The sequence below is a fragment of the Mycobacterium sp. genome, from assembly GCF_046091765.1.
Classification (GTDB): Bacteria; Actinomycetota; Actinomycetes; order Mycobacteriales; family Mycobacteriaceae; genus Mycobacterium.
Map to the genome: position 1 here is coordinate 1 of NZ_JBJTCF010000108.1, position 24,650 is coordinate 24,650.

The 24,650-nt window shown below is 69.9% G+C and carries 26 protein-coding genes; 15 read left to right on the plus strand and 11 right to left on the minus strand.

The features are described 5' to 3' along the window. The 5 genes from ACKOB8_RS11745 to ACKOB8_RS11765 form a co-directional block, all read right to left on the minus strand. Positions 1-887: enolase C-terminal domain-like protein (locus tag ACKOB8_RS11745; protein ID WP_526377391.1), on the minus strand; the 887-nt coding region annotated here is incomplete at its 3' end. 7 nt (positions 888-894) lie between these two features. Further along, entirely contained in the window at positions 895-1,818 is a 924-nt protein-coding gene (locus ACKOB8_RS11750) for a mycobacterial-type methylenetetrahydrofolate reductase (protein WP_526377392.1), read from the minus strand. A 34-nt stretch (positions 1,819-1,852) separates the two neighbouring features. After that, positions 1,853-2,734 carry a cytochrome c biogenesis CcdA family protein gene (locus ACKOB8_RS11755; RefSeq protein ID WP_526377393.1) on the minus strand — a complete coding sequence of 294 codons (882 nt, stop codon included), beginning with the start codon at positions 2,732-2,734 and terminating at the stop codon, positions 1,853-1,855. Positions 2,735-2,756: 22 nt separating this feature from the next. Beyond that, positions 2,757-3,257 (minus strand): disulfide bond-forming protein DsbE, encoded by a 501-nt coding sequence (dsbE, locus tag ACKOB8_RS11760; protein WP_526377394.1) that lies wholly within the window; start codon positions 3,255-3,257, stop codon positions 2,757-2,759. Between the two features lie 119 nt (positions 3,258-3,376). After that, entirely contained in the window at positions 3,377-4,420 is a 1,044-nt protein-coding gene (locus ACKOB8_RS11765; RefSeq protein ID WP_526377395.1) for a zinc-dependent alcohol dehydrogenase, read from the minus strand. 69 nt (positions 4,421-4,489) lie between these two features. On the opposite strand from ACKOB8_RS11765, the gene ACKOB8_RS11770 reads away from it, so the two are divergent. The 7 genes from ACKOB8_RS11770 (at position 4,490) to ACKOB8_RS11800 (ending at position 10,725) form a co-directional block, all read left to right on the plus strand. Continuing rightward, on the plus strand, positions 4,490-5,770 hold the full coding sequence (locus tag ACKOB8_RS11770) for a sulfotransferase (RefSeq protein WP_526377396.1): 1,281 nt from the start codon (positions 4,490-4,492) through the stop codon (positions 5,768-5,770). A gap of 19 nt (positions 5,771-5,789) precedes the next feature. After that, on the plus strand, positions 5,790-7,046 hold the full coding sequence (locus ACKOB8_RS11775; RefSeq protein ID WP_526377397.1) for an MBL fold metallo-hydrolase: 1,257 nt from the start codon (positions 5,790-5,792) through the stop codon (positions 7,044-7,046). Continuing rightward, positions 7,043-7,789, plus strand: coding sequence for an SDR family NAD(P)-dependent oxidoreductase (locus tag ACKOB8_RS11780; RefSeq protein WP_526377399.1), 747 nt, complete (start codon positions 7,043-7,045; stop codon positions 7,787-7,789). Before ACKOB8_RS11775 ends, ACKOB8_RS11780 begins: the two co-directional genes overlap by 4 nt. A gap of 119 nt (positions 7,790-7,908) precedes the next feature. Next, positions 7,909-8,355 carry an STAS domain-containing protein gene (locus tag ACKOB8_RS11785; protein WP_526377401.1) on the plus strand — a complete coding sequence of 149 codons (447 nt, stop codon included), beginning with the start codon at positions 7,909-7,911 and terminating at the stop codon, positions 8,353-8,355. Positions 8,356-8,392: 37 nt separating this feature from the next. Further along, positions 8,393-8,866 (plus strand): Rv1352/Rv1906c domain-containing protein, encoded by a 474-nt coding sequence (locus ACKOB8_RS11790; protein WP_526377403.1) that lies wholly within the window; start codon positions 8,393-8,395, stop codon positions 8,864-8,866. A gap of 87 nt (positions 8,867-8,953) precedes the next feature. Next, on the plus strand, positions 8,954-9,952 hold the full coding sequence (gene speB, locus ACKOB8_RS11795; protein ID WP_526377555.1) for an agmatinase: 999 nt from the start codon (positions 8,954-8,956) through the stop codon (positions 9,950-9,952). Then, positions 9,949-10,725 carry a M15 family metallopeptidase gene (locus ACKOB8_RS11800; RefSeq protein WP_526377405.1) on the plus strand — a complete coding sequence of 259 codons (777 nt, stop codon included), beginning with the start codon at positions 9,949-9,951 and terminating at the stop codon, positions 10,723-10,725. The genes speB and ACKOB8_RS11800 overlap by 4 nt, the downstream gene beginning before the upstream one ends. Here ACKOB8_RS11800 and ACKOB8_RS11805 read toward each other — a convergent pair. From ACKOB8_RS11805 to ACKOB8_RS11815, 3 genes are all read right to left on the minus strand, one after another. Then, positions 10,705-11,973: a competence/damage-inducible protein A gene (locus ACKOB8_RS11805; RefSeq protein ID WP_526377407.1), complete on the minus strand. Its 1,269-nt coding sequence runs from the start codon at positions 11,971-11,973 to the stop codon at positions 10,705-10,707. The two genes, ACKOB8_RS11800 and ACKOB8_RS11805, sit on opposite strands and share 21 nt — an antisense overlap. A 38-nt stretch (positions 11,974-12,011) precedes the next feature. Then, a complete protein-coding gene (locus ACKOB8_RS11810; RefSeq protein ID WP_526377409.1) occupies positions 12,012-13,217 on the minus strand; it encodes an oxygenase MpaB family protein in 1,206 nt (401 codons plus the stop codon). A gap of 67 nt (positions 13,218-13,284) precedes the next feature. Further along, on the minus strand, positions 13,285-13,947 hold the full coding sequence (locus tag ACKOB8_RS11815) for a GNAT family N-acetyltransferase (protein ID WP_526377411.1): 663 nt from the start codon (positions 13,945-13,947) through the stop codon (positions 13,285-13,287). A 102-nt stretch (positions 13,948-14,049) separates the two neighbouring features. Between ACKOB8_RS11815 and ACKOB8_RS11820 the strand changes: the two genes are divergently transcribed. The 3 genes from ACKOB8_RS11820 to ACKOB8_RS11830 all read left to right on the plus strand — a co-directional run bounded on the left by ACKOB8_RS11820 (position 14,050) and on the right by ACKOB8_RS11830 (position 18,621). After that, positions 14,050-16,827, plus strand: coding sequence for a glycoside hydrolase family 2 protein (locus ACKOB8_RS11820; RefSeq protein WP_526377413.1), 2,778 nt, complete (start codon positions 14,050-14,052; stop codon positions 16,825-16,827). Between the two features lie 133 nt (positions 16,828-16,960). After that, complete coding sequence (locus ACKOB8_RS11825; protein WP_526377415.1) at positions 16,961-17,860, plus strand: DMT family transporter; 900 nt, start codon at positions 16,961-16,963, stop codon at positions 17,858-17,860. Between the two features lie 35 nt (positions 17,861-17,895). Beyond that, positions 17,896-18,621, plus strand: coding sequence for an HAD family hydrolase (locus ACKOB8_RS11830; protein WP_526377417.1), 726 nt, complete (start codon positions 17,896-17,898; stop codon positions 18,619-18,621). On the opposite strand, the gene ACKOB8_RS11835 is transcribed toward ACKOB8_RS11830, so the two are convergent. Beyond that, on the minus strand, positions 18,614-19,354 hold the full coding sequence (locus ACKOB8_RS11835) for a glucose 1-dehydrogenase (protein ID WP_526377419.1): 741 nt from the start codon (positions 19,352-19,354) through the stop codon (positions 18,614-18,616). The two genes, ACKOB8_RS11830 and ACKOB8_RS11835, sit on opposite strands and share 8 nt — an antisense overlap. Positions 19,355-19,378: 24 nt before the next feature. Here ACKOB8_RS11835 and ACKOB8_RS11840 point away from each other — a divergent pair, with 24 nt between their 5' ends. Beyond that, positions 19,379-20,452 carry an NAD(P)H-dependent amine dehydrogenase family protein gene (locus ACKOB8_RS11840; RefSeq protein WP_526377421.1) on the plus strand — a complete coding sequence of 358 codons (1,074 nt, stop codon included), beginning with the start codon at positions 19,379-19,381 and terminating at the stop codon, positions 20,450-20,452. On the opposite strand, the gene ACKOB8_RS11845 is transcribed toward ACKOB8_RS11840, so the two are convergent. Then, positions 20,449-20,769: a hypothetical protein gene (locus ACKOB8_RS11845; RefSeq protein ID WP_526377423.1), complete on the minus strand. Its 321-nt coding sequence runs from the start codon at positions 20,767-20,769 to the stop codon at positions 20,449-20,451. The genes ACKOB8_RS11840 and ACKOB8_RS11845 overlap by 4 nt on opposite strands. 127 nt (positions 20,770-20,896) lie before the next feature. Here ACKOB8_RS11845 and ACKOB8_RS11850 point away from each other — a divergent pair, with 127 nt between their 5' ends. The 3 genes from ACKOB8_RS11850 to ACKOB8_RS11860 all read left to right on the plus strand — a co-directional run bounded on the left by ACKOB8_RS11850 (position 20,897) and on the right by ACKOB8_RS11860 (position 23,258). Then, a complete protein-coding gene (locus tag ACKOB8_RS11850) occupies positions 20,897-21,307 on the plus strand; it encodes a hypothetical protein (RefSeq protein WP_526377557.1) in 411 nt (136 codons plus the stop codon). 95 nt (positions 21,308-21,402) lie between these two features. Beyond that, on the plus strand, positions 21,403-22,056 hold the full coding sequence (locus ACKOB8_RS11855) for a hypothetical protein (protein ID WP_526377425.1): 654 nt from the start codon (positions 21,403-21,405) through the stop codon (positions 22,054-22,056). A 68-nt stretch (positions 22,057-22,124) separates the two neighbouring features. Then, positions 22,125-23,258, plus strand: a complete 1,134-nt coding sequence (locus ACKOB8_RS11860) for a nitronate monooxygenase (RefSeq protein ID WP_526377559.1) — start codon at positions 22,125-22,127, stop codon at positions 23,256-23,258. Between the two features lie 33 nt (positions 23,259-23,291). On the opposite strand, the gene ACKOB8_RS11865 is transcribed toward ACKOB8_RS11860, so the two are convergent. Then, the gene (locus tag ACKOB8_RS11865; RefSeq protein WP_526377427.1) at positions 23,292-23,738 is read right to left on the minus strand and encodes a hypothetical protein; all 447 of its coding nucleotides are present in this window, start codon (positions 23,736-23,738) and stop codon (positions 23,292-23,294) included. Positions 23,739-23,955: 217 nt separating this feature from the next. Here ACKOB8_RS11865 and ACKOB8_RS11870 point away from each other — a divergent pair, with 217 nt between their 5' ends. Next, positions 23,956-24,636 (plus strand): hypothetical protein, encoded by a 681-nt coding sequence (locus ACKOB8_RS11870; RefSeq protein WP_526377429.1) that lies wholly within the window; start codon positions 23,956-23,958, stop codon positions 24,634-24,636. The last annotated feature ends 14 nt before the right edge of the window (positions 24,637-24,650 follow it).

The following is a 24,650-nucleotide window of genomic DNA, read 5'->3' on the forward strand; positions in this document are numbered from 1 at the left end:
TCGGGGGCGGCCGGCATCGGCGCCACCGGCAGGTGCCCGTCCACCGGCCGCAGCGTGCGGCCCGCGCTCACCACGTCGCCGGCCAGCAGGGCCGCCAGGCCCAGTTCGGCCGCGAACCCGGTTCCCGGAAGGGCGCCCGCCAGCGCCAGCCCGCCGGCGATTCCGATGCTGCTGGCCACCGGGGAGGTCACCGCGCACGGCAGCCCGCACTGCTCGGCGACCCGCAGCGCGCGGCGCACCCCGCCGAGTGCGGCAACCGAGAGCACCGCGACGTCGGCGGCACCGGAGACCTCCACGTGCGACGGGTCGGGGGCATCGTTGATCGACTGGCACGCGGCGATCGGCACGTCGACCCGCGCGCGCAGGGACCGCAGATCCGCAAGGGTCGCGCAGGGCTGGACGACGAACTCAAGGCCCCCGCCGGCCCGGTCCAGCGCCGGGATCGCCGCCGTCGCCTCATCGAGGCTCCAGTTGCCGGTGGCGTCGCAGCGGACGGCCCCGGTGGGTCCGAGGGCCTCGCGCACTGCCGCCACCCGGGCGAGGTCCCCGGGAAGGGAGCCCGGGTGGGCGGCGACGCGCACGGTGGCGGCGGCGCATCCGGACGCGACGACGATCTGCCCGGCGCGCGTGGCCTCGACCGCGGGGACGGTCACCGCGATCGGCACCCGGCCCCGCAGCGGATCGGGCCATCCGACGGTCCCCACCTCGATGGCGGCCGTCAGCCAACGGGCGGCGACCCGGTCGTCACATCCGGCGGGCGGGCTGAACTCGCCCCACCCCTGCGGACCCTCGATCAGCATGCCCTCGCAGTGCTCCGTCCCGTCCAGCGGATCGCTGAGCGGAATGGCGAACACCGGAGCGGTGTCGAAGTCGATCCAGGTCTTCACGCGGGAGTCATCGCGCGGCGTACGGCGACCAATAGGCCAGCATCTCGGCGAACATGTCGAATGCGGCCGGCGAGTAGCCGTAGGTGGCCTCGAAGTGGATGCTCAGCGGGTAACCCAGGGACCCGACGCCGTCGATGACGCGCTGGTAGAGCTCGACCATCTGTCGGCGTCGGTCGGCGGGCTCGGCGGCGGCCAGTCGCCGGACGAAGTCCTGCTCCTCGGCCACAGCGGCGTTCCCGGGGTCCTGGATCAGCCAGTTGATCAGTCCGACCCGGGTTTCCATCCCGGGCACGAACCCGAACGACAGCAGGATCTCCGGGCGTTCCTCGGTGGTCGCGGCGAACTGTTTCAGGAACCCGACGATGGCGTCGGAGTGCAGCAGCTGCGTCAAGCCGTAGGTGGCGCCCTGGCGGCACTTGAATCCGAACCGATCGACCTCGCCGGCCCGGGTCGGGATGAGGATCGCTCCCCGGTTGGGCACCAGGTCGGCAAAGATCGTCAGTGCGTCGGTGGGCGCAACGCCGGATCCCTCGCCGTCGTTCATGGTTCGGGGGACCCCGACGAAGGCGATGCCCTCGATACCGGCATCCAGCAGGGCGCGCAGCCGGAGCCGCAGTGCCGATTCGTCGGAGAACGAGGTGACCTGGGTGCACAGGCCGCGAACGCCCGGCATCTCCGGGGCGATCAGCGACCAGTACTCGAGCACGTCGAGCTTGGGCTTCATGTCGACCGGGCGATCGGCGTCCTCGTCGATCATGCCGGGGATCATGACGTGGCCGATCGCGATCCCGGACTCCCCTGCGAGCCGGGTGACCTTGTGTGCCTCCTCGAGGCGCTCCACCGGACCGCGGTCGGCATTGGGCGGAACGAGTTCGAAGGCGACCGTGCGCAAGGCGCCGGAGCGGACGGTCTGAACGGGGTGGGCGGGCACGACTCTTCACCCTACCCAGGGGCTCCGCGCAACCTCAGGGCGCTGCGGCGTGCGGTTCGGCATCCGTCGGCGTGCGCCGGTGCCGTCGCCGCGCCCACAGGGCGGCGACGGTCAGCCCCACCAGTGCCAGCAGCCAGGGCCACGCACCGTGCTGGTAGACCCAGCCCGCAACTGCCCGCTGCACGCGACCGGCCACCGCGATGACCGGATCGTCGAGGGCTCCGTCGGCGGTGCGCAACCGCAACTCGAACCATCCGTAGTAACTGACGTACACGCCCACCGCCACCATGATCGCGCCGCTGACCCGGTTGACGTAGGGCAGCATCCGTCGCATCCGGCCGATGAACGTCGAACTCGCCAGCGCGACCCCGACCGCCAGCGCGCCGACCACCAGGGCGATGCCCGCCGCGTAGGCGGCGTAGGCGAGCAGGCCGCTGACCGGCCCGCCGCGCAGGCTGCTGCCGGTCACGGCGAGGAAGGGGCCGACCGTGCACGACAGCGAGGCGATCGCGTACCCGACGCCGTAGCCGAACATCGACCCCAACTGAGCGCTCGGCGCCCACCGGCCGCTGCGCCCCCAGCGAGTGCCCCAGTCGACCTTCAGTTCGCGGCCGCGGAGCAGCCAGATTCCGAGCGCGACGAGAGCGACCCCGACGACCAGGGTGACGTAGGGCAGGTAGCGCTGCACCGTCGACGCCACCGACACCGTCAGTAGGCCGAACAACCCGAACACGGTGAGGAAGCCCGTGGCCATCACGGCGGTGGCGGCCAACGCGCGAGCCACCGCCGAGGTCTGCGACTCCCCGTCTCTGTTGACCACCAGCGTCAGGTAGGCCGGGAGCATGGCGAAGCCGCACGGATTCAACGCGGCCACCATGCCCGCGGCGAACGCCAGACCAAGAAGTTGCTCGTTCACGTCTGTCGAACTGCCGACGGGGCTAGGACGTCAGTGCTGCGACCCGGTCGCTGAGTTCCTGCTGGGACATCGCCGACACCGGGTTGTTGACGAATGTCGACGTCCCGTCGGGACGCAGGAACACGTAGGCGGGTTGCCAGGGCACGTTGAACATGGCCCAGATCGACCCGTCGGCGTCGTTGATGTTGGTGAAGTTCAGGCCGTACCGCGCGACGAAATTCTGCATCGACTGCACGTCCGCCCGCGTCGAGACCCCGACGAACGTCACCGCCGGGTTGGCGGCTGCGACGGCGCTGACCCCCGGAGCCTCCTGGTTACAGAACGGGCACCACGGCGTCCAGAACCACAGCACCGCGGGCTTGCCCTGGAGGCTGGCGCCGTTGAAGGTTCCCCCGTTGAGGGTCGTGCCGGTGAAGTTCAGGTCCGCGGCGGCGGCAGTAGCCGGCCGGACGAGACCCATGGTGAGCACGACAGCCCCGAGAACCAGGACCAGCGAGCGGATGACCGCCTGCAGCGATTTCATGCGTACCTCCGTCATCATTGGTAACACCGAGGCTAGGGGGGTCGCGCCCGGGCTGCCACGAATTCCGGCTTGGGTAAGAAACGCGTAAGACTGGCGGCAGGACGGGTTGCGGGCCTGGCTCAGCCTGAATCCCCCGTCTCGATCATCACCTTCCCGCACTCCTTGCTGGCGGCGAGCAACTCGAGGGCGTCGCCGATCCGGCTGAGCGGGAAGCGATCGGTGATCAGGGCGGACAGGTCGCGGCGGGCCAGCAGGTCGACGGCGTCGGCGAAGCGGTCCGGGTACTCGATGGAGCCGCGGATGGTGAGCTCCTTCATCAGCACGCTGAGGAAGTTCACCGGCACCGGGTTGTAGTGCAGTGCGACGACGCTGACCCGGGAGTGCCGTCCGGCGCGGTCGATGATGGACCCGAGTACGTCGTCGGAGCCCGACGCTTCGATGAAGGCGTCGGTCCCCGGCGCCCATCCGTAGGCCAGGGACTGCCTGCCGTGCAGCTGACCGAGTTCGCGCCAGACGCTGGTGCGCCCCGGGTCGATCACCGCGGCCGCGCCCAGGGATTCGGCCAGGCCGCGCCGGGTCGCCGAGGGGTCGATGCCGACGACATCGGTGACGCCGCGATCGGCCATGCTGGCAATCGCGGCCAGGCCGATCGGGCCGCAGCCGAACACCGCGACCTTGTCGCCAGGCCCGACGGCGGCCTGTTCGGCGGCGTGCATCCCGACCGCCACCGGCTCGGCCAGCGCCGCAACCTCCAGCGGCATGCCGTCGGGGACCGCGACCAGCCGGTCCCCGCGGGCGGCCTCGCGCACCAGGACCGCATCGGCCAGGCCGCCCTCGGCCGCTCCCCCGCCGATCCGGCCGAGTGCGTCGTCGCCGGGGTGCACCACGACCCGCTGTCCGGCGGTCACGCCGGTGACCTCGGCGCCGACGGTGCGCACCACGCCGGCGAACTCGTGGCCCAGCGCCATCGGCGCACCGCCGGGTCCGGCCAGGCCGCCGAGGCGGAGATAGGTCAGGTCGCTGCCGCAGATCCCGCAGGCCCGGACGTCGACGATCGCGTCCCGCGGTCCGCAGGGCGGGATCGGCACCCGATCCAGCTCGGCCGTGCCGGGCGCGTGGACGCGCACCTGCCGGATGGCGGTATCGGCTGCGCTCGGCGTCATTTCCCCGGACACTATGTCGAGCGGTCAGTGCGGGCAAGCGGCGGACACACGAGGTGCGAGGGACGGTGGATGCGGGCGCAGCAGCTCGACCTGGGTGATCTGACCGATCCGGTGCTGACCGACGTCCAGCGCCAGATCCTGGCCTACACCGAGTCCCACCCGGTTGATCTGGATCCCGACCGGATGCTCGCCGAAGCGATCGCCGACGCCGGTGCCGATGATCTGGCCGACGACCTGCCCGACGATCAGTCCGGTGGCGGCCTGCGGGGGCGGCTTTCGGCGTACGTCGCGGCGATCGAGGCGGACACCGGGCTGCGCCAGCTGGCCCGGCGCACGTTGCGGTCGAGGATTGTGCGGCTGCTGCGCAATCGGCTCTCGCTGACCGATCTGCTCAAGCGCTACCCGGAGATCACCGCCATCGAGATCGAAAGACCGCTGATCGTGGTCGGGATGCCCCGCTCGGGAACCACGCATCTGGTCAACCTGATCGCCGAGGATCCGCGCCGCCGCGCGCTTCCCTACTGGGAGAGCCAGGAGCCCATCCCCGCCCGCGGCCAGGGTCCCGACACCGCCGGGATCGATCCGCGCTTCGCCCGCGCGAAGGCCGAGCACGACGCGCTGATGGCCAGTGCGCCCTACGTGGCCGCGATGCACGACCAGTTCCCCGAGGCCATCGAGGAGGAAGTCGAGCTGCTGGACCTGGATCTGGCCGCCTACGTGCTGGAGTGGCATGCCCGGGTGCCGTCGTGGCGCGACACCTACCTCGGCCTGGACCACTACCGGCACTACCGCTACCTCAAGACGGTCCTGCAGGCGTTGACATTCCTGCGCGGTCCGCGAACCTGGGTGTTGAAGTCACCCCAGCACGCCGAACAATTGGGCCCACTGATGGCCACTTTTCCCGACGCGACCGTGGCGTTCACCCATCGCGATCCGGTCGCGGTGATCCAGTCCGCGGCGACGATGATGGCCTACTCGGATCGGTTGCGCCGCAACAGTATCGAACCGCAGTGGCTCATCGAGTACTGGACCGACCGTGTGCACCGGCTGCTCAGCGCCTGCGTCCGCGATCGCGCCCTGGTGCCCGCCGACCGCAGCATCGACATCGGTTTTCACCAGCTCAATGGCGACGAGATGGGCCAGTTGCGGGCGCTCTACGACCGTGCGGGCGTCGACATCCCGTCCTCGGTCGCGGACCGCTTCCGCCGCTACCTCGACGCGAACCCGCGCGGCAAGAAAGGCGCGATCCGCTACGACCTCACCGGTCACTTCGGGGTCTCCGCGAAGGATCTGCGCGCACGGTTCGGCTTCTACCTCGACCGCTTCGATGTGCGAACGGAAGATCCGTGACGCCACCCGGGGAGGACGGATGACGTCGGGCGCCGAGGAGCCGATCTGGCGCAGCAGGCCGGGCGCCGACGCGATGCGCCCGGCATCGGCCGAACACGCCGAACCGGTGGCGCCCGGAATCTGGTGCTCCCCCGGACTGTCCAACTCCTATCTGCTGACCACCGGGGACGGCCGCGTCGTGGTCAACACCGGGATGGGCTTCGAGGCGCCGGTGCACCGGGCCAACTTCGACGCGGTGGACTCCGCGCCGGTGCGCTACATCATCGTGACCCAGGGCCACTACGACCACGTCGGCGGAATCGACACGCTGCGCGACCCCGGCACCGACGTGATCGCCCAGGCGAACTGGCGCCTCTGGCGCGACGACAACGAGCGCCTGATGGACTATCGCGTGAGCCGCAGCGCCTTCGCGTTCAGCAGCACCCTGGCCGAGGGAATTGCGGCCATCCAGCGCCGCTTCGGCAGGAAGCTGCCTGCCCAGAGCGTCCCGGCGGTGGATATCGAAGTCACCGACACGCTCAGCCTTGAGGTCGGCGGCCGGCGGCTGGAGCTGATCGCGACTCCCGGCGGTGAGACCACCGACTCGATGGTCGTGTGGCTTCCCGATGAGCGAATCTGTCTGTCCGGCAACACCTTCGGACCTCTGTTCGGCCACATCCCGAATCTGGTGACGGTGCGCGGAGATCGCTACCGGGATGCGCTGACGGTCCTCGAGACCGTCGAGCGGGTCCGGAGCCTGCAGCCCGAGTTGCTGCTCACCGGTCACTTCGCGCCGATCGGTGGGGCCGAGCGCATCGATGCCGAACTGACCCGCCTGCGCGACGCGATCCGCTCCGTCCATGACCAGACGGTCGCCGGCATGAACGCCGGCAAGGACGTCCGCACCCTGATGGCCGAGGTGACGTTGCCGCCCGCCCTGGAAGTCGGCCAGGGCTACGGGAAGGTGCCGTGGAACGTCCGGGCCATCTGGGAGAACTACTCGGGCTGGTTCCACCACCGTTCCACCACCGAGCTCTACCCGGTCGGCCCCGATGCGATCAGCGCGGACCTCGTCGAGTTGGCCGGGCCGGACGCGCTGGCGGCCAGGGCACACCACCACCTCGCGGCGGGCCGGCCGCTGCAGGCCATCCACCTTGCCGAAATCGTCACCGCTTCCGAACCGGAGCACCGCGAAGCCAGGGCGGTCCTGCTGGCAGCGCATGAGGCGCTGCTGGCCGATAGCGTCAACTTCTGGGAGACCGCCTGGCTGCGCCACCAGATCGCGAGGTACTCATGACTGCTCGGGTCAGCTTCGACTTCACCGGGACGCGGGTGCTCGTCACCGGGGCCACCAGCGGGATCGGCCTCACCGTGGCGCTGCTCTTCCGTGACGCCGGTGCCGAGGTCACGATCACCGGAACCAAGGCCGATCCCGGCGAGTACGAGGCCGACCTGTCCGGCATGGCCTATCGGCGCCTGGTGCTGACCGATCCGGACTCAGTCGGCGAACTGGCCGACGCCGACGTTCTGGATGTGCTGGTCAACAACGCCGGCGCGAACTTCCCCGGCGGACTCGACGAGTCCGATCCGGACGGTTTCGGGGCGTCGGTCGAACTCAACCTGATCGGCCCCTACCGGTTGACCGTGGCGCTGCACCGCGCGCTGAAGGCCTCGGTCGCGCCGGGCGGGGCGAGCGTGGTCAATCTCGCGTCCCTGTCGGCGCTGCGCGCGGTCACGCTGGTTCCCGGCTACAGCGCGGCCAAGTCCGGGATCATCAACCTGACGCGAAACCTCGCCGTGAAGTGGGCCCGGGACGGCATCCGGGTCAACGCCGTGGCGCCCGGCACCATCGACACCCCGATGACGGCGCCGATGCAGTCGCTGCCCGCCATCCTCGACGCGGAGTTGCGGCACATCCCGCTGAGGCGGTTCGGGGTCACCGCCGAAGTGGCTCCCACCGTCGCCTTCCTGTGCACCGAGCAAAGTAGCTACACCACCGGGTCGGTGTTCGTCGTCGACGGCGGCTCGGACTGCGTGTGAGGCCTTTCTCACCGGAGTTTTAGAGGCTGCTCCCCGGAGCCTTAGATTTGCGGCATAGCATCGGAGCAAACGTCCGCCGGCGCACCGGTCGGACGGCAACCCGGCACCGAGGGGCGATCATGACCAGCTTCACCTCACGCTACGGCGATCTCGCCGTGGACGAACAGGGCGCCCACGCGTGGGCCTACTGCCGTCACGCAGCGACCGTCGTGGCGATCAGCGGCCGGATCGACGCCGCCAACGCCGAGAGCCTCACCGGCTACGCCCTGCGCTTCGTCACCGCCGACCGGCCGTTCGTCCTGGATCTCACCGGATCGACCTCGCTGACCCCCGGCGCGGCCCGACTGCTCACCGGGGTGGCAGACCGGTGCGCCGCCGCCGGCACGGCCTGGGCCCTGGTGGCGGGCGAATCCGCCAACCAACTGCTGACCGACGCCCTCGACGCGGCCGAACTCGCTGAAATGCCCCTCGTCGGCACGCTCGCGGAGGCCGAGCACCAATTCGACGAGGCGATCCTGGGCCGGCGCCGCGCCCTGCTCTCGCTCGTCGGCAAGAAGACGGCCTGAGTACCCGGCCCATCCCGCCGGGCGTAGCTTGGCAGTCATGGGTCGCTGGACGGCGGTGGGCACCGCGGCGCTTTTCGCCGGCGTCGCCGCACTGATCCTCGGACTGGTCCCCGGTGCCGGCAGCGCGGCCGCAGACCCCCCGGCTCCCGGACCGCCCGGACCCGCGACCGTCCTTGATGGTGACGGCATCTACGGCGTCGGAACCGACATCCTGCCCGGGACCTACACCAGTGCCGGCCCGGCCGAGGGCACCAGCTGCTACTGGAGACGAATCGGTGCCGACGACACCACGCTCGCCAACGCGCTGTCGCGACAGGCCCAGGTGGTGCGGATCGAGGTGACCGACGTCGCCTTCAAGACCAGCGGGTGCCAGCCGTGGCAGCTCACCGACGGCGCGGTGCCGCCCGCAGACAATCCGCCCTGGCTGTCCCAGCTGCAGTTGCGGCAGTACCTCGACATGCTCAACGGGCTGGCCGGGCAGTCCGGCAACGGCCAGTTGCCGCCGTACTGATTGCCCCGCGCCGCTCTCCCCGCTGCCGGTAGTGTCACTGCGGTGAGCGAGGGCGAGCACCCACCCCGACGTGACGTGGCACCGGGGATGGCCGAGCAACTCGATCTGGCCTATTCCGGGATGGTGTCCTTCGGTCAGCTGCCCTTCCTGACCGAACCCGAGCAGCTCGACGCGTGGCGTCCCGACGTCGCGATCGTCGGGGCACCCTTCGACATCGCCACATCCAACCGGCCCGGAGCCCGGTTCGGGCCGCGCGCCATCCGGGCGACCGCCTATGAGCCCGGTACCTACCACATGGATCTGGGGCTGGAGATCTTCGACTGGCTCGAAGTGGTCGACTTCGGCGACGCGCACTGCCCGCACGGGCAGACCGAGAAGTCCCACGCCAACATCCGCGAACGGGTGCACACCGTCGCCTCCCGGGGCATCGTTCCGGTGATTCTCGGCGGCGATCACTCGATCACCTGGCCGGCCGCCACCGCCGTGGCGGACTTCCACGGGCACGGCAATGTCGGGATCGTGCACTTCGACGCCCACGCCGACACCGCCGACATCATCGACGGCAACCTGGCCAGCCACGGCACCCCGATGCGCCGGCTCATCGAGTCCGGCGTCGTACCGGGCACCCACTTCGTTCAGGTCGGCCTGCGCGGCTACTGGCCTCCGCAGGACACCTTCGAGTGGATGCTCGAGCAGGGCATGACGTGGCACACCATGCAGGAGATCTGGGACCGCGGGTTCAAGGACGTGATGCGTCAGGCGGTGTCCGAGGCATTAGCCAAAGCCGACAAGCTCTACGTCTCGGTCGACATCGACGTGCTCGACCCCGCGCACGCCCCGGGAACCGGCACCCCCGAACCCGGTGGGATCACCAGTGCCGACCTGCTTCGGATGGTGCGCCAACTGTGCTACGAGCACGACGTCGCCGGTGTGGACGTGGTCGAGGTCGCGCCGGCCTACGACCACGCCGAACTGACCGTCAACGCCGCCCACCGGGTGGTCTTCGAGGCGCTCGCGGGGATGGCCGCCCGTCGCCGGGATGCGGCCAAGGCCAAGCCGGGACCACCCTCGCCGATGGCCACATGATGCGCCGCGCCGCGATTGTGCTGAGCGCGCTGATCCTGTGCGCCCCGCCGGCTGCCGCCGAGCCCGCGGCACCCGGTGATTTCGTCGCGCTCTCCGACGTCGATCCGACGATTCTGCAGGAGATCCGCTACATCACACCGCACAACTTCACCGGCGATCCCGTCGACGGGTACCTCGCACCGATGTGCATCCTGACCCGCCCGGCCGCCGAGGCGCTGTCCCGCGCCCAGCAGGACTTCCTCGAGCGCGGCTACACCCTCAAGGTGTACGACTGCTATCGGCCGCAGCGGGCCGTCAACGACTTCGTCGGATGGGCGGCGAACCTGATCGACCAGAGGATGAAGGCGGAGTTCTACCCGAGGGTGGACAAGTCGACGCTGTTCGCCGACGGCTACATCGCCGAGCGCTCCGGCCACAGCCGGGGCAGCACCTTCGACGTGACGCTGGTGCCACTGCCGGCTGCGCAGACCCCGCCCTACGTCCCGGGCCAGCCGCTGGTGGATTGCGCTGTGCCCCAGGCGGATCGGTTCCCGGACAACTCGATCGACATGGGCACCGGTTTCGACTGCTTCGACACCCTCGCCCACACGCTGGACCCCAGGACCGGCGGCGACCAGGCCAAGAACCGGCTGCTGCTGGTGGAGGGGCTTGCGCGGGAGGGGTTCGTGAACTACGACAAGGAGTGGTGGCACTTCACCTTCAACCCCGAGCCCTACCCGGACACCTTCTTCGACTTCCCCGTCGACCCGCAATCACTCTCGCCGGCCCAGTAGCGCACCGCGCAGCAGGTGCATCGCGACCGTCGTCGAACGCTCGCGCACGTCGGCGCGCTCACCGGGTACCCGAATGCAGCGGGCGGCGGGCGCGCCGCCCTCCAACGCCACGCAGAACCACACGGTGCCCACCGGCTTGTCCGGCGTCCCGCCGCCCGGTCCGGCCACCCCGGTGATGGCGACGGCGGTGTCGGCCCCGAAGCGGCGCAGTGCTCCGGTGGCCATGGCCTCGGCCACCTCCTGGGACACCGCCCCGTGGCTGGCGATCAGCTCGGGGTCGACACCGAGCAGGGCGGTCTTGGCCTCGTTGGCGTAGGCCACCACCCCGCCCGCGACGTACTCCGACGACCCCGGCCGATCGGTCAGCCGCGCGGCCAGCAGTCCCGCGGTGCACGACTCGGCGGTGACAATGCGTCGGCCGGCCAGCAGGGCGGCCACCTGGTCATCGACGCTCGACCCGTCCTCGGAGAAAATCGCCGGCCCGTGGCGCTGCCGCATCAGCTCGGCCAGCGCGTCGTAGGCGGGCGCGCTGTCCGGTTCGTAGCGGGTGACGATTTCCAGCTCACCGCGCCGCAGGCAGGTGGTGATCTCCAGCGTCTCGAAACCGGGAATGGCGCTGGCCTCCCGCAGGGTGTCGGCCAGTCCCGCCTCGGCCAAGCCGAACATCCGCACCGTCTGCTGGCGGTATGCGGTGCGCCCGGCGATCGCCTTCTGCACCGCGGCAGTCTGCATCGCCGAGGGCCACATGCCCTGCAACTCCCGCGGCGGCCCGGGCAGTACGACGACGGTCGGGCCACTTCCCACCACCACCCCCGGTGCGGTGCCGACCGGGTCGAGAACGGTGGCGCCGGCCGGCACCGTCGCCTGCTTGCGGGTCGCCGCGTGCACCGCGTCGAGGTTCACATCGGTGAACCGGGCCATCCACTTCTGCACGATCGCGGCGATCTTGGCCTCGGTCGCCGCGTCGACCACGAGGTCCACTCCGCAGAACCGGGCGACGGTCTCCACGGTCAGGTCGTCAGCGGTCGGGCCCAGTCCCCCGGTCGTGACGATCAGGTCCACTGCCTCGGCGCGCAGGAAACGCAACTGGGCCTCGATGTCGGCGGGGCGATCACCGCAGATCGTGATGTGGGCCAATTCGACGCCCAGTTCGAGCAGCCGGTCGGCCACCCACGGGCCGTTGCGGTCGCTCACCCGGCCGGTCAGCACCTCGGTACCGGTGACCACGATTCCTGCGCGGGCGCTCATCGGGTCTCAGCCTACGCAGCAGCGCAGCGGCTGTGCCGCTAGCGTCGCAGCGGGGTCGCAGCGGCGAACTCCGCCGCCCGTCCCCCGGCCTGCCAGTCATGCCAACGTTCCCAGCGCCGCATCGCCCAGCGCTGCCACCGCCGGTCGACGCCGGGCACCAGCCGACGGGCCAGCTCGATCGCTGCGATCAGGGGTGCGCGCGCCAGCAGCAGCGCGATGCCGGGACCCGCCGCGGGCAACCGGTAGCGTCGCCGGTTTTTCGGCAGCATGAACAAGCCCGCGTATCCCGCCTGCAGCCGGTAGTGGTAGGCGGCCCGGATCCGCGCCACCCCGTGCTGTTCCGCCTTGGGCGCGAACGCCGGGACGAACGACTCGACCAACTCGGTGCCGGTCTCCGCCGAGTCGTAGCTGCGTGCCGCGTCGGCCATGAACAGAATCCGCCACGCGTCTCGCGCCGACTCGGGGAAATAGTCCTCGCACCGCACCCCGACGAGGTGACCGCAGTAGCGGTTGAAGTGCAGAACCGCGCGAACCTCGCGGGGCGAGGTGAGATATCCCAGTGCGGTCAGGCCGAGTGCCGGTGCGACGCTTCCGCCGAGCAGCGTGAGCAGCATGGCCGACTGACTGATCGGAAGGCCCCAGCGTTCGAAGTCCCACTCGGGGTGCTGGCGCACCCGGGCCCGGACGCTCACGTGCATGATCCGCACGTGCATCGAGATGCTGCGGGCCGGTGAGCCCGGCCGCAGGACCGCCCCCGGTTTGCTCACCTCGATCCACCAGCGCGAGGTCTCCAGATAGCGATGCAGTGCCCTGGCCCCCGCGTAGCCCCCCGACAGCGAGAGCGGCAGCGCGAGCCACGCTTCGGTGTAGGTGTCCATCGTGCCCGCGTTGCCGACCGCACCCAGTGCGTAGGCCCACCGCCGCCAGACTGCGGCGCCCTCTTCGATGAGGCCGGCGTCAGCCCAGTCCGGTACATTCTCGAATTCCTCGAACAGCGACCGCATCGAGTCCGGCGCGCTGGGAACGTTGTCGACACCGGCCCGCAGCGCCTCCTCGACCAGTTCACGCGACCGGCGAGCGCCGAGCTCGCCGTGGTAGGTCTCGGCGACGAAGCGCTCAGCGACAGGATCGCCCGCGGTCAGGCCCGCCTTGAAGGCAGCGGCCGTCCGGTCCGGCGGAAACAGGTCGATACCGCTCCGCCGCAACACCCGCTCCCGTAGGCGCGCGTGCGGACCGGCGGACATCGCCGCCGGGTAGCGAAATGCCAGCGGAACGGCGGGGATTGACGAGTCCCGGGTGGCCACCGCGCACCTAGCGGGCGGCGCCCGGTGTCCGCACCACGAGCGGCGCCGCCGGGAACTGCGCGGCCATCTCGGATCGCGACCGGCGCAGCGCCGCGGTCCCGTAGCCCTTCTGGCGGTGGGCGGGGTGGATCCAGATCCGGACATTGACCTCGCCGCCGACAAGTTCGCCGAATACCATGCCGACTTTGTCCTCGCCGTCGACTGCCACGAACCAGGCGGCGTCCTCGGTCCTCACTCGCTCACGCGCCCAGCGGATTTCGTCGTCGACTGGACCGGCCGGTGCACCCGAGCCGTCACCGGCGGCCCCCATGTCCTCGGTGCGGGCCGCGAAGATGTCGCGGTCGGAATCGGCTGAGAACGGCCGCAGCCGCAGGCTGTCATCAGCGCTGGCCGGGCGCTCGGCGACCGAGAAGCTCAGTTGGCTGTCCAGATTCTCCAGCTCGGCGGCGATCCGGCGGCGAGACTCCTTGGTCAGCTGGTCGAAGGACATGGCCATCACCGCCTCACTGCCGATCCTGGGGGTGCCGAGCAACTCGGTGATGGCGTCCACCGCGGAGTCGCGATCGCCCGAGGCGACGATCGCGTCGAGAACCTCGTGACGTCGCTCCAGGGCGGTCAGCAGGGCGTCGGCAATGGCGCGGCGGGTCACGGCGCGGTCTTGATCGGTCATACGGTAAGCCTAGATCCCGGCCCCGCCTGCAGGCCGGTCGACTCTGCCAAGATCGACGTGCCGGCCGACCGTCGTCCGTGCATGTGCGAGGAGCCGCCGAGCATGGCCCACCACGTCGGGAAGATCCCTGTGCGGATCGTCGCGGTCGTGGTGCTGCTGGTGTTGCTGTGCGGCGGCGACTACCGGGGTTTCCCAGCCCCTTCCTCGACGCTGTCTGCGCCCGCGGCGGGGGATGTCGAACTGGCCGCGGGCTGGACACTCAGCTCGGCCGACAAGCTGGGTGCCGGCGGCCGAGACGGTGCGGCGATATCGACCGCCACCTACGACGACAGCGCATGGGTGCCGGTGCGACGCATGCCAGGCACGGTGCTGGACATCCTTCAGTCCGCAGGGGTCTACCAGAATCTGTACTACGGCACGAACATGCTCTCCGTCGGCGAGCTGTACAAGCAGGACTGGTGGTATCGCACCACGTTCTCCGCACCCGCGGGATTCTCCACCTACCGGCTGGACTTCCCCGGTATCAACTACCGCGCCGACATCTGGCTCAACGGTCACCGTATTGCCGACAACCGCCAGATCGTGGGGATGTACGTCGACCACGAACTGGACGTGACGCGCTGGGTCAACCCCGGCGGGCCGAACACGCTCGCGGTCAAGGTCACCCCCGAGCGCGCCATCCAGGACGTCGACGGGGTGGAGCTGGCCGACAGCTGGTACGACTGGATCAACGGGCGCTACCTCGGCTACCGCGGACCCGGCGCAACGGCTTCCGGCAAGGTTCCGGTCTCGTTCGTGCCGGACCGCAACGCCGGAATCTTCAAGCCGGTCCATCTGCGGATGAGCGGACCCGCGGCCATCGGACCGTCCTCGGTCAGCACCGAATTGCCGCTGCCCGACACCTCGACCGCCCGACTCACCGTGCACTCCGCCGTGCGCAACTACTCCGGTGACCCTGTTCGCGGAGTGCTGCAGGCGATCATCAGCCGACCCGGCCGCGCGGCGATCCGGGTGGCGGCACCGGTGCGACTGGAACCGGGTGAGCAACGCGACATCAGCTTCACCCCGCAGGACTTCAGCGCGCTGACGGTCAGCGACCCCGACCTGTGGTGGCCCTACACCCTGGGGCGCCCCGATCTCTACGATCTCAGGCTGGACTTCATCCAGGGCCGGACCGTCACCGCGACCGCGGCACTGAGATTCGGTATCCGCACCGTCACCCAGGGCCGTGATCCCGACGGCGGTGCACTGCCCGGAGGCGGCGGCGACTTCTACCTTCAGGTCAACGGCCGCGACTTCCCGGTCCGCGGCGCGACCTACGCCCCAGACCTGCTCTACCGGTATGACCCCGAGCGCGATGCCGCCGTGCTGCACTACGCCCGCGATCTGGGTCTGAACATGCTGCGGCTGGAGTCCAAGATCGCCTCGGCGCGGTTCGTCGAGATGGCCGACGAGGTGGGCATCCCGCTGATGTACGGCTGGATGTGCTGCAACCAGTGGGAGCGCTGGTCGCAGTGGGATGACGAGGATCACCGCGTGGCGGGTGAGAGCCTGCGCTCGCAGATCGAGATGCTGCGTTCTCACCCGTCGGTGTTCATCTGGGCCAACGGCAGCGACGGGCGCCCGCCGGAGCCGGTCCGAGCCGCCTACCGCACGATCCTCGATGAGCTGCACTGGCCCAATGCCGTGGTCGACACGGTGTCCGCTTTCGCCCGCGACGCGTCCGGAGAGCCGCTGTGGGACGGAATCCAGATGGCCGGCCCCTACAGCTGGCGCCCGCCGACCTACTGGTTCAGCGGCCGCTACCGGGCGGCGCGCGGCTCCTCGGCTGAGCAGGGTGACAACGAGCACATCCCGCCGTTTGCCAGCCTGCGCCGGTTCATCCCGCCGGACAAGCTCTGGCCGATCAACGCGACCTGGTTCTTCCACGCCGGCGCGGCGCCGCAGAACTCCACCCTGACCAATGTCCGCCGCGCGATCGACCGGCGCTACGGCGCGTCCTCGAGCGCGCAGATGTTCGCCGACAAAGCCCAACTCGCCCACTACGAAGCCACCCGCGCACAGTTCGAGTCGTTCGCCGCAGGCGGCTGGGACAGCCACAAGATGACCATCTACTGGATGCTCAACAGCCACTGGCCGTCGTTCTTCGGCAACATCTTCGACTACTACCTGCGCCCCGGCGGGGCCTACTTCGGCGCCAAGAAGGGCCTGCGGCCGGTGTCGGTGGTCTTCGACTCGTATGCGACCAACCCCGGGCAAGCCCGGGTGACCGTGGTCAATCAGAGTCCCGAGGAGCGAAGGGGTCTGCGGGTGCGGGTGCGCGTCTACGATGTGGCCGGCCGGGTTCGCGCCGAGCGCGCAGCCGAGGGAATCGATGTCGCAGCAGGCGGTGCCGCTCCCGTGCTGTCGCTGCCGCCGGGGCCGGCCGACTCCCCGGTGTTCTTCGTGCGCTGCGAACTGTTCGACGCCGCCGGGCGCGTCGCCGAGAACGTCTACTGGCAGTCCCAACGGGCCGACGACGTCGGGCCTGCGGCCAACGACGCCGCGTTCGACTCCAAACAGGTCAGTTGGGCCGACATGACCGCGCTCAACACGATGGCCAAGACCCCGATCCGGGTCGACGCCCGCCGCGACGGCGACGGGGTGCTGATCAGCCTGAGCAACCAGACACCGCGGATCGCGTTCTTCGCCCGCGCCGAGCTGCTTGAGAATCCCGACGGCGACGAGACTCTGCCGGTCGAGTACGACGACAACTACGTCACCGTGTTCCCCGGCGAGACCGTCCAGATCCGGGCCAGGGCGCTGTCGGGCGACGCCGTTCCCGGCTGGGTCCGGACAACCGGATACAACAGCGCGCCGGTGGTCGTCCCGGTGCGCTGATCGCCGGTCGCCCTGATGGCGGCCCAGGTAATGGGTTAGGTGATGGGCTAGGTGATGGGCCAGGTGATGGGCCAGGTGATGGGCCAGGTGGCCTACGGTGGTGGCAGAACGCGGGCACCGGAAGGGACCGACATTGCTCCAGCACGGCCTGGTCGTGGGTGCGGCGCTGGCGGGCGCGGTGTTCACCGCGATCGGGATTGTCGTGCGCCAGCGGGCGACCATGGACGTTCCGGCCGACCGGGGTGTCAGCACCCTGATGATCAAGACGCTGCTGGCGCGGCCGCTGTGGTGGGCGGGAACGGCGTGCGCGGTCACCGGGTACGCCTTCCAGGCGCTGGCGCTGGCCTACGGGTCGCTGATCCTGGTCGCGCCGCTGCTGGTCGCCGCTCTGCTGTTCGCCCTGCCGCTGAGCGCGTGGCTGTCGCACCGGCGGGTCAGCCGCGCCGAGTGGGGCTGGGCCGTGGTGCTCACCATGTCGCTGGCGGTGTTCGTCGCCCTGACCCGGACCCGGGCGGGCGACTACGAGGGCTCGGAGGTGACCGCGGTGGCGGTGGCGGTGGCCAGCGTCGCACTGGTCGCCGCTTGCGTGGCCCTCGCCGGACGCAGCAGCGGCTGGCATCGCGCGATCCTGCTGGCGATCGGCGTCGGGGTGCTCTTCGGCGTGGTGGCGGTGCTGACCAAGATCGAGATGCATCTGCTCACCCATGGGGAGTGGCAGCAACTGCTCACCTCGCCGATCACCTACCTGCTGATCGCGATCGGGGTCGCCGCCACACTGCTGCAGCAGTCGGCGTTTCACGCCGGCTCGCTGAAGGCCTCCGTGCCGGCGATGCTCGTGCTCGAGCCGGTCGTGGCCGTATTCCTCGGTCAGGTCGTACTCGGCGAGCACCTCGACGTCAGCACCCCGAGCGCCGTCATCCTCGGGATCGCCCTGGCGGTCATGGCCCTGGCCACCGTCGCGCTGGGCCGCGATGAGGGAGCCTACGAGGACGAGTTGGACGCAGCCGCCCGGGGACTGGCCCGTCCCAGCTGACTCACCGCTCGCGCCGGACGGCTACCGTTCCTGGCGTGGCCGCCTCCGACCCCTTCGCCGTGATCGCCGCAGCGCCGTCGGGGCCGGACGTGGGCGCCTTCTTCGATCTGGACGGCACCTTGGTGGCCGGCATCACCGCGACCGCCCACGCGCGTGAGCGGATGCGCCGCGGCCAGGCGCAGCTCGGTGAGATGTTCGGTGTCCTCGAGGCCGCCGTCCGCTACAAGGTGGGACGCGTCCACTTCGAGCGGCTGCTGGAACGGGCAGCCGTCTATCTGCGCGGAGTCTCGCTGCGGGATGTCACCGCGGTGTGCGACCGACTCTTCGCCGTCCATCACGCCGGGCGCCTCTACCCGGCGATGCAGGAGATCCTCACGGCCCATCGCCAGCGCGGCCACACCATCGTGCTGAGTTCCTCGGCACTGACCATCCACGCCGCCCCCGTCGCGCGCGCGCTGGGTATCTCCGAGTTGGTTTGCAACGCACTCGAAGTCGATGCGCACGGAGTGCTCACCGGCCACGTGCGGCACCCGGTCATCTGGGGTGCGCAGAAAGCGGCCGCCGTGCAGGGATTCTGCCGCACCCGTGGCGTTGAGCTCGGGAAGAGTTTCTTCTACGCCGACGGCGACGAGGACACCGCGCTGATGCTGCTGGTCGGCAATCCGCGTCCGGTCAACCCGCGGCGGGGCCTGGCCCGTCTTGCCCGGGCCAACGGCTGGCCGGTGCTGCGGGTCGCCGCGCGGGGCCGCCGGCTCACATAGCTCGATGCGGCACGTCGGTTACCAGACCGCCGTCCACCACGAACTCCGATCCGGTGGAGAACGACGACTCGTCGCTGGCCAGGAACAGCACGAGGCTGGCGACCTCGTCGGGGTTTCCGGGCCGTCCCATCGGCGCCTGCACGATGTCGTCGGGCAGGTTCTTGGTCATCGGGGTGCGGATGAAGCCCGGGTGGACCGAGTTGACCCGGATGTTCTCCGAGGCCAGCTCCAGCGCGGCAGACTTGGTCAGCCCGCGCAGACCCCACTTCGAGGCGACATAGCTGTGTACCCACGGCGCCCCGCGCAAGCCCTCGATCGACGAGATGTTGATGATCGACCCGCCGCCGGCGGCGACCATCGGATCGATGACGGCTTTGATGCCCCGCATGGGTCCGGTCAGGTTGACGTCGAGGACTTTCTGCCAGCGCGCGACGTCCAGCGTGCGCAGTGGGGCGGCCTGCACGATCCCGGCGTTGTTCACCAGCACGTTGAGCTTGCCGAAGGTATCCACCGCGGTGTCGACCGCCGCCTTCCAGTCCTCGGCGCTGGTGACGTCGAGGTGCACGTAGCGGGCCGAGTCGCCCAGCTCCTCGGCGAGTGCGGTGCCCTCGTCGTCGAGGATGTCGCCGATCACGACCTTGGCGCCCTCGGCGACGAGCATCCGGGCGTCGGCAGCGCCCATCCCCCGCGCCCCGCCGCTGATGAGTGCCACTTTGTCGGCTACACGTCCCATGGGGCGTCAGGCTACCTTGAACCCATGGCGATTCGAGTGGCACACATCGGAACCGGGAATGTCGGTCGGCTCGCGCTCGCGGAGCTGATCACCAATCCCGCTTTCGAGCTGACCGGACTGTGCGTGTCGACCCCCGAGAAGGTCGGCAGGGACGCCGGTGAACTCGCCGGGCTGGACGTGGTCACCGGCGTGCGGGCCACCGCCGGCCTGGACTCGATCCTGGCCTCTCAGCCCGACTGCGCGGTCTACTGCGCGATGGGCGACACCCGCCTGGTCGAAGCGATGGCCGACGTTCGCACGATCCTGGCAGCCGGGGTCAACGTGGTCGGCTCTGCCCCGGGCGTACTGCAGTTCCCCTGGCAGGTGATGCCCGACATGTACATCGAGGGGGTGCAGGACGCGGCGCGGCAGGGCAACGCGAGTATCTACGTCAACGGTGTGGATCCCGGCTTCGTCACCGATCTGCTCCCGTTGGCCCTGGCCAGCACCTGCCGCAGCATCGAACAAGTCCGGTGCATGGAGATCGCCGACTATGCCACCTATGACGGCGCCATCGTGATGTTCGACGTGATGGGATTCGGAAAACCTCTCGAAGACCTGCCGATCCTTTTCCAGCCGGGAGTGCTCAGCATCGCGTGGGGCTGCGCCATCCGCCAACTGGCGGCGGGGCTGAACGTCGGCATCGACTCCATCGCCGAGAGCTACGAACGCGAACCGGCACCCGAGGACTTCGACATCGCCGCCGGGCGCATCCGCCGTGGCGGCGTCGCGGCAGTCCGGTTCGAGATCGTCGGGATGTCCGGGGGACGCCCGGCGATCGTGGTCGAGCATGTCACGCGTCTGCGCGGTGACCTCCGTCCGGACTGGGCCCAGCCCGCCCAGCCCGGCGGCTCCTACCGGGTGCAGATCACCGGCGAGCCGTCCTACACCGTCGAGATCTGTCCCACCAGCCGCCTGGGTGACCACAACCACGCCGCGATCTCTGGCGCGGCAGGCCGGATCGTCAACGCGATCCCGGCGGTGATCGCCGCCCCGCCGGGCATCCGCACCACGCTGGACCTACCGCTGACGAGCCCGGTCAACCTCTTTGGTGGTTAAGGGTGGTAGCTGGGCGCGAGGGTCGCGCCCGGGTACCACCCGTACCCGCCGTTGACATACAGCGAAAGGCACTGCTTGTTTCCCCGGCAGGCGATCAGGGCACCGGCGTCGGGCGCCTGGCCGAGCACCCGGGTGCCGCGCGGCGGCAGCCCGCAGTTGACCACGTAGGGGTTGTACACCCAGATGCCCGGCACGCACGGCTGATCGGGACTCTGCGGCACTCCGGGGTCCGCGGACGCCACGCCCAGCCCGGCCGTGGACGCCGTCACGACGAAGGCGAACCCGGTTGCGGCCCGTCGCCATCTGCCTACCGTCATGATCTACCCGTCCGCGCTCTACGCTGAGCATCTTGAGCTTACGCCCTTGTGCCGTGGAAAGTGGGCAGAAACCGTGGTCGATGCCGCGCTGACGGCGTGTACGGGTTTTCTGCTGGCCGTGCTGTGGATGGACCTGATGTTCGACAGCCAGGTTCGCCGTCGCGGCGGCGTGCTCGAGGAGCCCACCCTGGCTTCCCTCGCCAGCTACTACCACCGGGTGACCACCACCAGCCGACCGCGCGGGGCGCTGATCGCGGCGGTGATGCTCACCCTGCTCGGGCTGCTGGGATTCGAGGCGGTGACCGGAGCCAGGCCGGCGTGGCTGCTGGCATCGTCGGCGGTACTGGCCGGCGGCCCCATCCTGCTGGCGCGGGTGCGCACCTTTCCCAACGCGGTCCGGCTCGGTTCGCGGCGAGACGACCCGGCCGGACAGAGCCGGCTGGCCCGGTCCATCTATCGCGATCACCTGCTCTGCCTGGCGGGTATGACCATGTTCCTGCTGCTGTGGACGGGTCAGGAACTGGTCCCGCGAAACTAGCCGCCCGGCTCGCCCGAACGCTGGTGTCCGGGGCCGTCCGTCGGCTAGTGTTCGCGTGTTCGCCGAAGAGTCAGGCCGCAAAGTCAGGAGTTGTGATGAGCACCCGAGCAGTGAGCACCGCCGTCGTCACCGCAGTCATCGCTCTGGCGGCGGTCTCCGCCGCGAGTTGTTCGCAGACCAAGGAGGCCACCAAGGAGGCCGCGTCGAGTGCGACCAGCATCGGCTCGTCTGCCGCCAGTGCCGCCAGCAGCGCCGTAAGCGGCGCACCGGACAGTGCGACCGGGATGACGACGCTCTACTATCCCCAGCAGCAGGGAGCACTGTTCAGCATCGAGGCCCCCGCCAGTTGGAAAGTCGGCACGATTGATCAGGTCGGCGATTTCGGGTCGGTGGAGAGCGAAAACGGAGCGATCCTGCAGTTCCGCGCGCAGACCTACGACACCGACGCTCAAGCCAATCAGGAAATCGACGCCATCGCTGACTCGACCACCAACTTCCTGAAGGACACCTACACCGACATCACACTCGACGATCCCGCGGAAGTCACCATCAACGGGCGGCCCGGAGTGCAGCTCGCCGGTAACGGCAAGGACAAGGACGGCAACGCTGTCAAGTTCGTGTCCGCGATGATCTTCCTCGGCCCCACCTCGATCGCCGAGATCTGGGCCGCCGTGCTCCCGGAGGGCAACAACGACCTCGAGGTCGCGACCCAGGTGCTCAACTCGTTCACGCCGCTCGGGACGCCCTAGCCCCGGACTGCGGCCACCGGAGTAGATTCGTCTGCATCCGAGTGCCCGCACGTCAGGGGATGGAGCCGATGTACACCGAGCTGTGCAAGACCATGGAGATCGAATTTCCGATCTTCGCCTTCACCCATTGCCGCGACGTCGTCGTCGCCGTCAGTAAAGCCGGCGGCTTCGGCGTGCTGGGCGCCGTCGGGTTCACCCCCGAGCAGCTCGAGATCGAACTGGACTGGATCGACGCCCACATCGGGGATCACCCCTACGGGGTGGACATCGTGATCCCGAACAAATACGAGGGCATGGACTCCGGCATGGACGGTGAGGAACTCGCCGAGATGCTGCGCAAGCTGGTCCCGCAGCAGCACCTGGATTTCGCCAAGAAGATCCTCGCCGACCACGGGGTGCCCACCGAGGACGCCGATTCGAACGCGCTGAAACTGCTGGGCTGGACCGAGGCGACTGCGACCCCGCAGGTGGATGTGGCGCTGCGGCATCCGAAGATGACGCTGATCGCCAACGCGCTGGGCACGCCGCCCGCGGACATGATCGATCACATCCACCAGGCCGGTCGCAAGGTGGCCGCGCTGTGCGGTTCGCCGGCGCAGGCCCGCAAGCACGCCGAGGCCGGCGTCGACATCATCATCGCCCAGGGCGGCGAAGGCGGCGGCCACTGCGGTGAGGTCGGATCGATCGTGCTGTGGCCGCAGGTCGTCCGGGAGGTCGCGCCATTGCCGGTGCTGGCCGCCGGCGGCATCGGTAGCGGCCAGCAGATCGCGGCTGCCCTGGCGCTGGGATGCCAGGGAGCCTGGTCGGGTTCGCAGTGGCTGATGGTCGAGGAGGCGCACAACACCCCCGTCCAGCAGGCCGCCTACGCCAAAGCGACCAGCCGCGACACCGTGCGCAGCAGGTCGTTCACCGGCAAACCGTGCCGCATGCTCCGCAACGACTGGACCGACGCGTGGCAGACACCCGGCAATCCCGAGCCGCTGGGGATGCCGCTGCAGTACATGGTCTCCGGCATGGCCGTCGCCGCCACCAACCGGTACCCCAACGAGACCGTGGACGTGGCGTTCAACCCGGTCGGCCAGGTGGTGGGTCAGCTGACCAAGGTCGAGAAGAGCGCCGCCGTGATCGAACGCTGGGTGCGGGAGTACCTCGAGGCGAGCACCCGCCTCGAGGAGATCAACGAGGCCGCCACCGCGGTGTGAGTCGCCCGCGCGGGCCGGCCGCTCAGGGTCCGGTCAGGGGGCCGGGACGAACGAACTCCCGTTGCCCCAGTCGCCGACCTTGAGGAACCCGGGCTGCCAGCCCTGGGCGCCCAGGCACAGCATCGGCAGGCCATCCGGGGACTGGGCCGCGGCCTGCGATCCGGGGCACGGCGCTCCGACCTCCTGGACGCCGTACAGCTTCGGCGAGATCACCCAGAAGCCGGTTCCCGACGGCGGCAGATCCCAGCCGACGGTGGTGTTCTGTTGGGCGATCCAGTGGCAGGCCATCGCTTCGCCGCCGATACCGCGGCCGAAGATGAACCGGTCCCACTGGTAGCACGGAGCGCTCAGCCTTGCCTGGTAGTTGATCCCGGGCACATCGCCGGTGTAGGAGGGATTGTGGTCGTCGCCGAGGGCGGGACCCGCGGTGGCGAGCGCAGCGCCGGCGGCGAGTGTGGTGATGAGGGCTTCGCGGAGCATCTCACGTCCTCGGGGGTCGTCGGTCGGGAACGCATCGAGCCTAGCCGCTGGCACCGGCCAGACCGGCTGAAACGCTCAGATGCCGGTCCCGCGGGGCAGATCGATCGTGGTCGTCACACGCTGGCCCGAACCGATCCGGGAAACGCCGGGTCGGCAGCGCCGGATTCGGCGCCCGAGGTGGTTCGCTGAGAAGACCCAAACCCTGGAGGGGAGCGCGATGCCCGACCACGACAATCCCAAAGCCCGGCCCGTCCTTCTCGCCGGCGCCCTCGCTGCGGCGGCGGTGGCGGTGAGCCTGGCAGTCGGTTCCCAGCCCGCACCGCCGGAGGCGGCGGCGGCGCCGGCCACGGCGACCTCGACGACCTCGGCGACCTCGGCGACCTCGACCAGTACCGCCCCACAGACCTCGGCGGCCAAACCCGCCACGCCCGCGGCGGGTGCGCAGTATCCGCGCGACGCCCAGGGTTTCACCGACTCGGCCGCCCGCTGTGACCAGGGCCAGACGCTGGCGGTCTTCGGGCGCACGGCCCGTGCCCTGGTGGTGGTCTGCGAGGACGGGGATGGGGAACTGGAGTACCGCGGGGTCCGGCTGAGCGACGAGGCCTCGCTGGCGATTCCGGCGGGGCGGACCTCCGGCGGATCGATCGTCGCCACCAACGAGGGCGTCACCTACTCGATCTCCCCCACGATGTTGCTGGTCTCCGAGGGTGACTCGGTGCTCTACCGCGACTCGTGGGCGGAGTTCGGCGAGGCCTCCCTCGCGGAGTCCCCCCCGGCGGAATCTCCCGCGGAGTCCCCCGCCGACCAGGACGGCGGCACCGCCGCGACCACCACGGTGCGGACCACGACGGTCACCGTGACCACCACCGCCGGGCCGACCTCGACCGCCGGCGGCTGATCGGGCCGAAAGTT